We start from the raw sequence: 12,592 nt of genomic DNA on the forward strand, positions 1-12,592 counted from the left end.
GCCGCTCTTAAGCCTATTTGTGGTGGGTTAGAATTGAGGGGACTGCTCTCATTCAGTTTCGGAAGCGCAAATACAAATCCGCCGCTAAGGTGACCATTAGCGGCGGATTTCTTTTTATATGAGAGCCTGCTGGCCTTATGCCCGACTAAAGCAGAGCTTCGCCTCGTCTTGGACGTTCAAAGTCTTCGACGAGCGTCTCAGGCGCATCATTCACAAGGTAGTTCAGCGCAGAACAGAAGCTGTCTGAGCTGGCATAAATATCACGTGAACGATCAATGGTACGTTCCGCCGTTCTGCGCACTTGGTCGCTGTTTTCATGGTTGCTGTATTCTACTTGGAGCAAGAAAACCGCATCTGCGTACTGCCGCTTGCACATAGTTTCACTGTTAAAGGCCGTATGCGATTGAGCATATACACCGCATGACGTAAACAAAGCCACTAGAGCAACTAAAGAGTGTTTCTTCATCATCAAGTCATTACATTCCGATTCGATATCATGATGGGATTTGTCTCTGTAACTGATTCTCTACAAGCTTAAACATCATCTGAACAATCCGAGATACAAACGGAAGAAGCGTAATCACGGAACAATGATCAAGAGGAGTCACTTGATCATGCTTTCGTTGGCAGCGGCAGTAAAAAGTACCAACGAAAAAAAGCGAGTTCTTTACAGAACTCGCAAACAATTCAGAATGAATGTAACAATATGAGCCAATCTATTAATTCATCAGAAAGGACAAAAGGTTGTCTATTCGGGATAAATATTAACAACCGACGCGCTCCTAATGTCAGCTCATTGTCAGGGTAATGTCGTAGATTCGTTTAATTTATAAACAATTGCGAATATCTGTATCAGTGGCTTAGCAAACGTAACAAAGTGCTACCAGCACTCACCGAAACTTAGTTGCAGCTTTACACTGCAACTTCATCTAACGCCCTAAATACGGTTTCATCAAGGTGGCCTTCGAATACTTGTTTGCACACTTTTCGGCGTACCGCCAATCCAGAAATCAGCCTTTCGATAGACAAATGCTTGTTTTCGCTCTGTTGGTTATACAGCTCAACTAACTTACTTAGTGTTTCGTATGGTAGAGGCTCTTGCCCTACTCTCAGCCAATCGAGCTTGTCTATGAGCTCTGAGCACTCATCTTTGATTGAGGAGTGTGAATGTCCTGTCATTGCAGCTAACGCCGTTATACTGCGTTCTAGGGCCTCTGGAGAGGTATATTTAGACAAGGTAATGGTGATCTCATCAGCATTGATCTCAACTAAGTGCTTTCTGAGCTTCACTCGGCGGCCCAGTTTACCGCGTGGTGACGGCGCTTTACGCTGGATCGGCTCGAATTCCCCATCAATGATCTCTGACAACTCATCCAGCTTCTGCTTAGACACCATTTCGTTACGCAGTGGGTTTGGCAAAGTCGGCGCCATATTACGCTTACCTGCATTGGTGGTGCGAGCGCGAGAATAACGCAGTACTTCTTCTGCATCACACTTGATGTCCACCTGGTAATCCGTGATCTTACCTTTTTCGCTCATTGCGGTCAGGGTCAAGTGGTAACCCCACAAGTTCACCACAAACAGATCATCGGTCCCCTTTCCTTCCGATAGTTTCTTCAACTCACGAATCAGATCCATCGAAAAACGGCGCCACTCGATGTTTCTCGCCAGCTTTTGGTTGAGCTCAGTCAGGAGCATCACGTCAGTATGACGACGCGACATGCGGCTACGGAAATAAGAATACAGTTGGAAGACCAGCGTATGCTGTCTTAGGATCTCCGGCGGGAACAAGAAGAAATAATCTCGCGTCATCAGCTCTTCGTAGAACGAAGGTTCCCACACAAGGATATACAAGTTTGGCTTAATGCGAATTTCGCCGTCAGCGCCCTCTGTAGGCGCTTCTTCTGATGCAGTGATGGTACGAGCCAAAAATCGGAAACGATCGCTCTTAAAGCCTTCTGGCATGTTCTCACTAAGCCATCGGCCGGTCAGCTCGTGCAGCTGGAAATCAGTAAACTCGATTCGATCAATACTGTCACGAATCGAATCACGCGCCGGACCACTGTCCTTTTTGCCACGTAGAGACAAAATATCGGTGATGTAGAGCGGTGTCTTGTTAGGCGCTTGAGTTGCTTCTAAGTGGTAATCTTCACGATGATGATCATGGTATTGTACTGTCAGCGTGAACAACGCGAACAACGTCATAAGATCGTCGACCGTCATGATGTTTTTTGAAGATCGAGTTTCGATTACAGCTCGAGTTCCAGAGATCGACACCATGGACTTTTGGTAGTTCTTACGTGTTCTTGGTGGAGCGAGAGCTTGATCAATGATCCCTGCCCAGTTAGTTGGCGAAACGACAAATTGATCCGCTTCATCTTTCATCGCTGGTGGCGTATTAAGCCCGTGTTCATTCAGTAAGCGTTTATTGACCTGAGTCTGCGCCAGCGCTTTGGAGCGTTTTTGCTTCTCATTTTGTTTAACTGATTCGGTCACTAAGCTGGTGGAGCCAAGAACGGAGATCAACTGATTCGGATTGATAAAGCGATGTAGCATGGTTTTTCCCGCTAGCCCTTCTTCAAATCGAACAGGGACTTGCTTAAACAAACCAATATTTACTGCCGCTCTTAGGCGTTGTTGGATAGCCGCACGGGTCAATTGACCATCGGTTGCATCAATAAGCTCTGTGGTTGAGACATAGCCGTCCTTACTGCGAAAGCCTTGCAATGAAATAAGATTCAGCAATTCCACGATACTCTTCGTGACGCCTTTAAAATGTTGGTATTGCTCAATCCAGTCTACGGCCGTTTCAGATACTTCGAATAAATGTCCGTCTTTGTGGCTTCTTGGGGCTTTGATCAGTAGTTTTTCTTCTGAGCTCATTATTAGATCCGTGTCACACTAGCCGTAATATCGCTATAGTTCCAAGAGAATAAAGAAAAAAAGATCATAAATAAAGAAAAAATTGCTGCTTTTAAATAACTGATCTATTTGATTATTCTGATCTTAATTGATTATATGATCTATTGATCCGAGCGAAGGTTTGCTTGTAACGTGATGTTTTTAAAGGACAAAAAAACATCACGTTCAGAAGCATGATCATAGTGTGATTGAAACGATGATCAACGTAGAGCAGAAAGCATGATCAAACTTAGCTAGAAGCATGATCATATAAACTTCGTACGCATGATCAACGAACATCTGAAAGCATGATCATCACCATTACACATGTTATCCACAGAGGCCTGAATTCTATTCGATGTTGAAAGGCAAGTTTGGTCAATTGCGTTTTCATTTTTTCCCGAAACGATGATCAAGGCAATGCGATTCATGCTGTTTTTTTATACAAAATTCGTTTTATTGTAATTGAAATGACACCACTCGGTTATCGCTCTGCTTGTTTCGTCAATTCGGATTACAATCGAAAGCATGATCAAGGTTTATATTGTGAGTTCGATTGAATGGACGTATGCGCTCCACAACGCCTTACTGATTAAGGTTTTATGCTCAAGCCCCATTCTATCTGCACTCTTCCGTAATTCAGAGTTCAATTTACATGCTTCCGAGGTTTTCTGTTTCTTGATCATTGATCCAGAAAAAGATCATTTACGCCCAGGGGATGTTTGTTCGTAATATAGTCCTAGTTACTCTTGATCATCGTTCCTATATTGGCATATTCACACGGAACAATGATCATGATAACTACCTTGATCATTGTTCCGTTGTATTAAGAGTTGGTTCACTAAGCTATGAATCGTAGTTTTTGCCATCACTAATTCGCGCGTTATTTAGGCGAGACTGAATTGAAATGACACCTCCCGTAATTTGCAAGCTCTTTATAATCGTTCCGTAAGTTCTTTCGCTCTTTTGGGTTTACAATGTAAATAAGTAACGCTGTAACATTTTAAAAGTAGTCTTGTTATTGAGGCTAAGTTTTGCTTCTTTAGACGGGTTTTTTAGTAGCACTTTTGTCAGCAATCATTAAATACCAGGTTAATTTTGTATTTAATGTGATAGCTATCTAAAAGTGTTTGTTCACCTTTTTATTGTTTTGGTTTGATATTGCTGTACAATCTGTCGTTAGACCCTAATAACGGAATTTGGCAATGAAAAGAGAACAAACGATAGAAAATCTCTACCAGCTCGCTGAACAAACGCAGCAAGTACAAGCTGACCGTATTGAAATTGTTTTGGAAGAGCGCAGTGACGAGCATTTCCCTCCAATGTCTAAAGCATTGATGGAAACGCGTTCTGGATTAACGCGCCGTAAGTTAGATGATGCAATCAACAAGCTTGAAGAAGCTGGGCATCAATTTACTAAGAACAACGCCAATCATTACTCTATTTCGCTACAAGAAGCACACATGCTGATGGATGCGGCAGGTGTCGATAAATTCCACCAGCGCAAGAAAAATGGCGACAATAAACCGTGGATCATCAACGTACAGAACCAAAAGGGTGGCACTGGTAAGTCGATGACTGCTGTGCACTTAGCGGCTTGTTTAGCACTAAATTTAGATAAGCGTTACCGTATCTGTCTTATCGACTTAGACCCTCAAGGGTCACTACGTTTGTTCTTAAACCCGCAAATCAGTATTTCTGAGCACGAGAATATTTACTCTGCAGTGGATGTTATGCTTGATAACGTGCCAGAGGGGGTAGAAGTCGATAAAGAGTTTTTGAACAAGAACGTATTACTACCAACGCAGTATCCCAACCTGAAAACGGTGTCGGCGTTCCCTGAAGACGCTATGTTTAACGCAGAGGCTTGGCAGCATCTTTCGCAAAACCAGTCTTTGGATATTGTTAAGCTGTTAAAAGAAAAGCTTATCGACAAGATTTCCTATGAATTCGACATCATTATGATCGATACCGGCCCTCACGTTGACCCTTTGGTTTGGAATGCAATGTACGCTTCAAACGCGCTCCTCATCCCTTGTGCTGCTAAGCGTCTAGACTGGGCTTCAACAGTAAACTTCTTCCAGCACCTGCCAACGGTGTACGAGATGTTCCCTGAAGACTGGAAAGGCTTAGAGTTTGTTCGCCTGATGCCGACAATGTTTGAAGACGACAACAAGAAGCAGGTTTCTGTACTCACTGAAATGAATTACTTGTTAGGCGATCAAGTGATGATGGCGACGATTCCACGCAGTCGTGCATTCGAAACGTGTGCGGATACATACAGCACCGTATTTGACTTGACAGTAAGTGACTTTGAAGGTGGCAAGAAAACATTAGCGACCGCACAAGACGCGGTACAAAAAAGTGCACTTGAGCTGGAACGAGTGCTTCACAGTAACTGGTCTTCACTCAATCAGGGGTAAGTAGAAAATGGCAATTAAAACATCTGATCTCAACGCAAAACTATTTGGCAAAGCCAATAAGCGCCGTGCGACTACTCCTCAAGAAGCGCAAACTGCTGCTAAAGAACAGGCTCAAGTGATTGAGTTGTCTGTGGCGGGTGAAGACATGGTGTCCTTCGAGTTAGTACGTATTCCGGCAAATGAAGTCGCGACGAAAACCGTTGTGTTTGCTGATAATGCTCGTGAACAGTCATTTTTGAATGAGCACGCACTGTCTGATGTCCTGACCACATTACGTGAGCGCGGCCAGCAGTACCCAGCAGTAGGGCGTAAGGGCAGAGACGGCAAAATTGAAGTGCTAGATGGAAGCCGTCGTCGTATGTCTTGTATTCTGGCCGAGAAAGAGTTTCTTATCTATGTAGCCGACGACATTAACTCAGAGCATGCTAAGTTCCTCTCCGACGTAGCCAACGCGCATAAGCCTTTGTCTTTGTATGAAAAGGGCAAAGAAATGCAAGCTAAGCTGGAAAGCGGTGAAGCGGAAGACCAAAAAGCGTTGGCAAAAATCTTCCAGTGCAGTGAAGCGCTAGTTAGTGGTGCACTCAAAGCAGCGTCGTTGCCTCTAGAGCTGCTACAAGCTTACCCTAATGTGGGTGACCTAGGTCGTCCTACAATCGTTAAACTGCATAAGCAATACAGCGAATTATCGTCTGATCACCAAGTGAAATTACTGGAAATGTGTGCTTCTAACGAAGGCTTTGTATGGCAGCGCAGTCAAGCTCAAGGTGTTGCACGTTTAACCAAGGAAGTATCGGAAACGATTGAAAATTGGATTCTAGAGCTTTCACCTCCTAAAAAAGCTATCAACAATAAAGTAGACCTAGTAAAAGGCCGCGCAAGTTACACTCGCAAAGGCGCTAACTTGGCGCTCAATCTTAAGAAAGTGGATGATGAAACCATGCAAGACATCCTAAACTTTATTGAGAAGAAGCTCGGCTAGTCCCAGCGTTTCCTTATTCTTATCGACAAAAGCCGCGCAAAGCGGCTTTTTTTGTCTCTTATGATAAGATGGCGCTATTCCAACTGATGCTTCTTCTTGTATGGCTACTCTTACGCATTTCCTGACCCAATTGATTCTACAGGCAAAAAAACAGCGTCATCGCTATGGCATTGCATTGTCTGGCAATCACGAAGATTGCACGCAAATTATCGATACGATTCTTTCCCAGTACGATGAACCTGTCTGCTTTCAAGTCGGTGGTGAAGCTGATTCTAAGTTGAGACACGTGGCGTACAGCAAAGGCCAGAGGTTACTTGGCGACGAATGTCAGTTGTTGGTATGCGATTTATCAACTGGTTTTGATGCTAATAGCTTTAGCGCTGCATTAGGTACCTTAGTGGGTGGTGGGTTGTTACTGGTTATAGGTAAAGCAAACCAGCTAAATGAGCATGCGCGAGCTTGGTTGGACAAGGGATTACATCAGCTTATCCAGTTAGAGGCTTCCGGCTCTAGCATTCCCAGTTTGCCTGTTCAGGTAGAGAGCAAAGCTGTCGGCTATCAACCTTATGAGCAGCAGCAACTCGCAATAGAGAAGATCTGCCGTGTAGTAGAAGGGCACCGCAAACGTCCTCTGGTCATGACCGCAGATCGCGGAAGAGGAAAGAGCAGTGCTCTGGGTATCGCAGCTGCGCAGCTGATGCAAAAACGGGATATTAATATTGTTGTTACCGCTCCTCAGGCATCTTCTATAGCACCTGTTTTGCAACATGCCGAGCAGGGTTTACCGCAAGCTGTGATAGAAAAAGGAACAGTTCGTTACGCTAATTCGACGCTAAGATTTATCGCGCCAGATGAGTTATTGCGTGAGAAGATTGAGTGTGATGCGCTGTTGGTTGATGAAGCTGCAGCGATTCCTCTGCCTATGTTGCAAGCGATGGTTGCTAGGTATCACCGTTGTGTGTTTTCCAGCACAATACATGGCTATGAGGGCTCTGGTCGCGGTTTTAGTTTGAAGTTTATCGAGTGGCTGAAAGAGCAGCGCCCTGGTATGCAGACTTGCCACATAGATCAGCCAATCCGCTGGCAAGGCGGCGACCCGCTAGAGAGCTGGCATTATCAAACCTTTCTCCTAGATGCTGAACTCCCGGTATTAGACGAGGAACAGCTCGATACAGGAATGACTAAGCTGGTCAAATTAGATAAAACGGATTTGGTCGAAGACCCGCAGAAGTTTGGCCAATACTTTGCGCTATTGGTGAATGCGCATTATCAAACCTCTCCCAATGATTTGTTTCTTGCTCTGCAGGATGATGCCATTTCTGTTTATGCCGCGTACTGTCATGAGGCTTGTGTGGGGTGCATGCTCGTTGTTGAGGAAGGGGGCTTAGACGACGAATTGGTGAAGGATATTCAGCTTGGCTTGCGTCGTCCGAAAGGACAATTAGTTTCTGCGGGTATTGCCAATCATCTTGGTATCACGCAAGCAGCCACTCAAACCAGCCTACGTATTATGCGTATTGCGGTTCACCCACAGCTTCAACAGCGAGGGATCGGCAGCATGATGCTGACAAGTCTTGCTGAACAAACTAGCGCGAGTTTCCTCAGTACCAGTTTTGGGGCGACGCCTGATTTGCTTTCATTTTGGTCTAATAACGGGTTTGTTGCGGTGAAAGTAGGATCGAGCCGTGACCAAGCGAGTGGAAGCTATTCGGTGATAATGGTTTCCGAACCTCAGCAACAATGGCAGCAACAAGCGCATCTGTTATTTAGCGCTAGCCTAGATTACCAGTTCACTGATTCACTCAACCAAATGGAACCACCGATGGTGAAGGCGTTGCTAGCTTCACGAAAGCTGACTCCTGAATTTACCTTGTCGATGCCCCTTATCACGCAGTATGTAAAAGGTGGTGCAAGCTATGAGAGTGTCGCTTTTCTGATAAAACAGTTACTGTTGTCACTTGATAAGACGAAGCTTTCACCTGTTAGCGATTTGATTGTCGCTAAAGTGCTACAACAAAAAACTTGGGCTAGCTGCGTTGGCGAGTTCGAGTTGATTGGTCGTAAGCAATGTGAACAAAGGCTAAAGCAAGACTTAGCTGAAATCGTGCAGAATTTACACTGTAAACCCACTTCTCTCTGAACTGTGCCGGTGACAATTTACAGTGTAAAGTTTGTTAGTGAACCAACTCCCATAGTACAAAATCATGAAAAAGTCCTATTAATTTCTAATAAAAATGTAGGACTTTTTTGTGCATCTCGATTCCTATCTTAAGTCATTAAAAGATAAAGAAAATACAGCGTGAATAGAGTTTAACCCTTTGTTGTCGTAGGGGAAAACCTCTACTTGTATTTGCGTATTTGCTAATCCTTTCTAAACTCAAAAATGACGTCAGATCACAAAAATACTAACTAAGACAATTTACTAATAACAACAATGAATTGGGTAATAGTATGGACTGCTTGCTAGGTGAGTCATTAGAAATTTCTACCGTAATGGATGCAAAGGTTCAATACGAAGAATGGCTTAAACAACCTTCACCTTTGAATATCGATGCCTCTCAAGTTGGCCGCGTGGACGCTGCCGGTTTGCAGCTTTTAGCGTCACTGTTTGTCAGTGCTCGTAACACCAATTTAGACATTACCCTCAATAGCGCTTCAGACGTTTTGCAAGAAGGTATCGACCTACTTGCATTACAACACGTGTTTGAACCCCACAGGGAAGAGTAAGGAAACTAAATATGACAAAGATTTTAGCCGTAGACGATTCGATCTCCATTCGTCAGATGGTCAGTCATACCCTCAAAGATGCTGGCTACGAAGTTGAAACTGCCAATGATGGCAGTGATGCGCTGAAAAAGGCTCAGGTCACCAAATTCGATGTTGTGATATCGGACGTTAATATGCCGATCATGGGCGGTTTTGACTTGGTTAGGGCTATTCGTGGTAAGCCTCAATATAAATTTATCCCTATCTTGATGCTGACAACGGAAACCAGCACAGAGAAGAAACAAGAGGGGAAATCGGCAGGCGCAACAGGGTGGTTGGTTAAGCCGTTTAATCCAGAGACGCTTCTTAAAACGCTGAAGCGTGTTATCTAAAAACGGCCAATAAGAAAATAATAACAACGTCAAACGGCAGGGAAGAGTATGGCTTTAGATATGGAGCAACTTCGTAAGATGTTTTACGAAGAGTGTCGTGAAAATCTTGAAGTGCTCGAAGATGTATTACTTAACATAGACCCGAACAGTGTTGAAAAAGAAACCATCAACACTATCTTTCGTGCGGCTCACTCAATTAAAGGAGGAGCCGCAACCTTTAATCTTTTCGATATTAGTGAATTCACCCATTCCGTCGAGGCTTACCTCGATTTGGTTCGTAACGACGAGAAAACCCTCACCAAAGAAAGCGTTGACATACTTCTTAAAAGTGGCGATTGCATCGCGAGTATGTTGGCTGGCCATGAAAGTGGCACTGACGTTGATGAAGACCTTAAACAGACAGTTAGCCTTCAGCTTCAAGGCCTATTAGGTGACGAGCAGGAAGATATCCCATCAAGTGATGTCGCCTGCGAAGACTTACCAAGTTTCGATAACGCCTCTGTCTCTTCTGAATGGAAAGTCACATTCACCCCCCATCAAGAGATGTTTTTCAGCGGTAATGACCCGTTAAGAATTCTGCGTGAAATTGTAGAGCTTGATGAAGCGTGTGTGATTGAAGCGAACCTAGACAAACTGCCCGAAGTAGGGGAGATGGAATCAGAGTTATGCTATCTGAGCTGGCAAATGACTCTGAATGGCGACGTCACCAAGCACGATATTATCGAAGTGTTTGAGTGGGTTGAAGACGAATGTGATTTATCAATTGAATCTGTGTTACTTGATTCTGCGCCAGTGGAACAAGCTGAAGAAGTAAATGAACAGCCCTCTGAGGACGTTGTAGATCAAGGTCCTATTTCTGCTGAGCCTCAAACTGAGCAAACTCCACCAGCGGCATCTGCGCCTGCACCAACCGCCACCGACTCAAATAAAGCGGTCGCAAAAAGCAACAAGCCGGAATCCAGTGTCAGTTCTATCCGTGTTGATATCGACAAAGTCGATAGCCTGATCAATTTGGTGGGTGAGTTGGTGATCACTCAATCCATGCTCAATGAGATTGGCAATGACTTCACCATAGATAAACTCGAAAAGCTCAAAGCGGGTCTCGATCAACTTCTACAGAACAGCCGCGATTTGCAAGAGAACGTACTCAATATTCGTATGCTGCCAATGAGTTTTGCATTCAGCCGTTTCCCAAGGCTAGTACGTGATCTGTCCAGCCGACTTGATAAGCAAGTAGACCTTCAAATCCAAGGTGAAAATACCGAACTGGATAAAACCGTTCTAGAACGAATAGTCGATCCATTGGTTCACTTGGTAAGAAACGGGATTGACCATGGCATTGAAATTCCCCAAGAGCGATTAGAAGCGGGAAAACCTGAAATGGGTGTCATTGCGCTGAATGCTTACCATCAAGGTGGTTCGATTGTTATTGAAATCAAAGATGACGGTGCTGGCATTGATTGCGACAAACTTTGGCATAAAGCCCTAGAGAAAAACGTGCTTCCTGCAGATGCTAAGCGCGAAGAAATGAGCGATAAGCAAGTCATTAACCTGATTTTTGCTCCGGGCTTTTCGACGGCGGATGAGGTGTCTGACATTTCAGGCCGTGGCGTCGGTATGGATGTAGTTAAACGAAACATCGAAGAGTTGGGAGGCCATATTGAAGTGGACTCCAAATTGGGTGAGGGCAGCCACTTTACGATTAGCCTACCGCTGACGCTAGCGATTCTGGATGGCCAGTTGGTGAAAGTCGCGGGCGAGGTGTACATCATTCCACTTCTCACCATTATCGAATCCATTCAAATCGACCCAGAGTGTATTAAATATGCCTCTGGTGGTACGGAGTTGTACCGCCTTCGTGAAGAAAACATACCAATTCTTCGTCTACAAGAAGAGCTTGAAATGGGAGAAAGCGGCTCGCTCAATAATCGAATTTTGTGCTTTGTAGAAGCGGCGGGAACGCGCGTTGGTTTGTTGCTAGATGAACTGCTCGATCAACAACAAGTAGTGATTAAAAGCCTTGAGTCAAATTACAGCAAAGTTCTGGGGATCTCTGGCGCAACCATCTTAGGAGACGGCTCTGTTTCGTTGATCTTAGATGTTCAGGGGCTCATCACTGGTTATTTGCGTAAGAATACTGATTCGGGCAAAGGCATCGCAGCTTAGGGAGTGAATATGGAAAGTCAAACCACTCAAAATGATGTAGCCAGCGAGAGCGTTGCTCCTCCGGCTTCCACTGCGCAAGGCTTAGCCAGCACTTCAGAAGATGCTAATGAAAATGCCGATTTTTTAAGTTTCTGTTTGGCCAATGAGCTGTATGGCGTAGAGATCAAAGATGTTGAAGAAATCCGCGTGTGGGAAAGGCCGACGCCTATTCCCCGCTCTCCTGATTACGTAAAGGGCGTGATCAACTTGCGTGGCATGGTTGTGCCTGTGGTCGATCTGCGTTTGCGTTTCGGGATTGGCAGCAACGACTACTTACCGACCACAGTAGTGTTAGTGCTGCGCAGTTACGTTGAAGAAAGTGAACGCTTAATGGGCTTGGTGGTGGATGCTGTGAGTGATGTTGTCGGTCAAGGTAGCAGTGAACTCTACCCTGCGATAGGAGACTCAGCGGTTAGTGGCTATTTACAAGGACTTCTTAATGTAGGCGATCAAGTGATGTCTCTTTTTGATACCGAAGAGCTGCTCAATATCGATAAGATTCTCAAGGTGGGGTGAGCATGGTTAAGCAAGAATTTTTAAGTTTTGTACTGGAAAAAGAAGAGTATGCCGTTCCTATTTTAGATGTACGTGAAGTACGCGGCTGGAGCGATGTGAGAGTAGTGCCTAACTCCCCAGATTACATGAAGGGGGTGTTAGAGATTCGTGGAGAGTATGTACCTATCGTCGACTTGAGAATGCGCTTTAACTTAGCGCCAGCGCAAATCAATGCCACTACGGTGGTGATTGTCCTTAACGACGAAGAAAAGCATCCACTTGGAATTATTGTTGATGGAGTGTCGGAAGTGTATGACTTGTCGCCAGATGAGATCAAACCAGCCCCTGATATCTCTGTCACTGTGGACGATAGCTATATCAAAGGGATCGCCTCTGTGGCGAGTGGCCATTTGATTCTAATTAACTTAGAGGCTCTGTTTGATGTAGATGAGCTAAATAAAACGTCAGTAGAAGAAGCGTTAATTTAAGAG

General features: G+C 44.6%; 10 protein-coding genes. 8 read left to right on the top strand and 2 right to left on the bottom strand.

Translation table 11 applies throughout. The features are described 5' to 3' along the window. Window positions 1-145: 145 nt before the first annotated feature. Both ACXABW_RS21300 and ACXABW_RS21305 read right to left on the bottom strand, forming a co-directional pair. Window positions 146-469, bottom strand: a complete 324-nt coding sequence (locus tag ACXABW_RS21300; RefSeq protein WP_457525452.1) for a hypothetical protein — start codon at window positions 467-469, stop codon at window positions 146-148. Window positions 470-912: 443 nt separating this feature from the next. After that, window positions 913-2,883, bottom strand: a complete 1,971-nt coding sequence (locus ACXABW_RS21305) for a replication initiator protein RctB domain-containing protein (RefSeq protein ID WP_252032795.1) — start codon at window positions 2,881-2,883, stop codon at window positions 913-915. A gap of 1,223 nt (window positions 2,884-4,106) precedes the next feature. Here ACXABW_RS21305 and ACXABW_RS21310 point away from each other — a divergent pair. From ACXABW_RS21310 to ACXABW_RS21345, 8 genes are all read left to right on the top strand, one after another. After that, on the top strand, window positions 4,107-5,324 hold the full coding sequence (locus ACXABW_RS21310) for a ParA family protein (RefSeq protein WP_457525453.1): 1,218 nt from the start codon (window positions 4,107-4,109) through the stop codon (window positions 5,322-5,324). A 7-nt stretch (window positions 5,325-5,331) separates the two neighbouring features. Then, window positions 5,332-6,303, top strand: a complete 972-nt coding sequence (locus ACXABW_RS21315; RefSeq protein ID WP_457525454.1) for a ParB/RepB/Spo0J family partition protein — start codon at window positions 5,332-5,334, stop codon at window positions 6,301-6,303. 100 nt (window positions 6,304-6,403) lie between these two features. After that, window positions 6,404-8,443: a tRNA(Met) cytidine acetyltransferase TmcA gene (locus ACXABW_RS21320; protein WP_457525455.1), complete on the top strand. Its 2,040-nt coding sequence runs from the start codon at window positions 6,404-6,406 to the stop codon at window positions 8,441-8,443. Window positions 8,444-8,754: 311 nt separating this feature from the next. Beyond that, window positions 8,755-9,030 (top strand): STAS domain-containing protein, encoded by a 276-nt coding sequence (locus tag ACXABW_RS21325; protein ID WP_457525456.1) that lies wholly within the window; start codon window positions 8,755-8,757, stop codon window positions 9,028-9,030. Window positions 9,031-9,041: 11 nt separating this feature from the next. Beyond that, window positions 9,042-9,401: a response regulator gene (locus ACXABW_RS21330; protein ID WP_252032811.1), complete on the top strand. Its 360-nt coding sequence runs from the start codon at window positions 9,042-9,044 to the stop codon at window positions 9,399-9,401. Window positions 9,402-9,449: 48 nt separating this feature from the next. After that, window positions 9,450-11,567, top strand: a complete 2,118-nt coding sequence (locus ACXABW_RS21335; RefSeq protein ID WP_457525457.1) for a chemotaxis protein CheA — start codon at window positions 9,450-9,452, stop codon at window positions 11,565-11,567. Between the two features lie 3 nt (window positions 11,568-11,570). After that, a complete protein-coding gene (locus ACXABW_RS21340) occupies window positions 11,571-12,122 on the top strand; it encodes a chemotaxis protein CheW (RefSeq protein WP_390903571.1) in 552 nt (183 codons plus the stop codon). Window positions 12,123-12,124: 2 nt separating this feature from the next. Continuing rightward, window positions 12,125-12,589: a chemotaxis protein CheW gene (locus ACXABW_RS21345; protein ID WP_252032820.1), complete on the top strand. Its 465-nt coding sequence runs from the start codon at window positions 12,125-12,127 to the stop codon at window positions 12,587-12,589. Window positions 12,590-12,592 lie beyond the last annotated feature (3 nt).

The organism is Vibrio paucivorans, from assembly GCF_054053395.1.

Excerpts from the sequence above, each read along its gene's own strand:
- ACXABW_RS21320 (WP_457525455.1), top strand. The coding sequence starts at position 6,404 with ATGGCTACTCTTACGCATTTCCTGACCCAATTGATTCTACAGGCAAAA.
- ACXABW_RS21305 (WP_252032795.1), bottom strand. The coding sequence starts at position 2,883 with ATGAGCTCAGAAGAAAAACTACTGATCAAAGCCCCAAGAAGCCACAAA.
- ACXABW_RS21310 (WP_457525453.1), top strand. The coding sequence starts at position 4,107 with ATGAAAAGAGAACAAACGATAGAAAATCTCTACCAGCTCGCTGAACAA.
- ACXABW_RS21330 (WP_252032811.1), top strand. The coding sequence starts at position 9,042 with ATGACAAAGATTTTAGCCGTAGACGATTCGATCTCCATTCGTCAGATG.
- ACXABW_RS21335 (WP_457525457.1), top strand. The coding sequence starts at position 9,450 with ATGGCTTTAGATATGGAGCAACTTCGTAAGATGTTTTACGAAGAGTGT.
- ACXABW_RS21325 (WP_457525456.1), top strand. The coding sequence starts at position 8,755 with ATGGACTGCTTGCTAGGTGAGTCATTAGAAATTTCTACCGTAATGGAT.
- ACXABW_RS21315 (WP_457525454.1), top strand. The coding sequence starts at position 5,332 with ATGGCAATTAAAACATCTGATCTCAACGCAAAACTATTTGGCAAAGCC.
- ACXABW_RS21300 (WP_457525452.1), bottom strand. The coding sequence starts at position 469 with ATGATGAAGAAACACTCTTTAGTTGCTCTAGTGGCTTTGTTTACGTCA.
- ACXABW_RS21345 (WP_252032820.1), top strand. The coding sequence starts at position 12,125 with ATGGTTAAGCAAGAATTTTTAAGTTTTGTACTGGAAAAAGAAGAGTAT.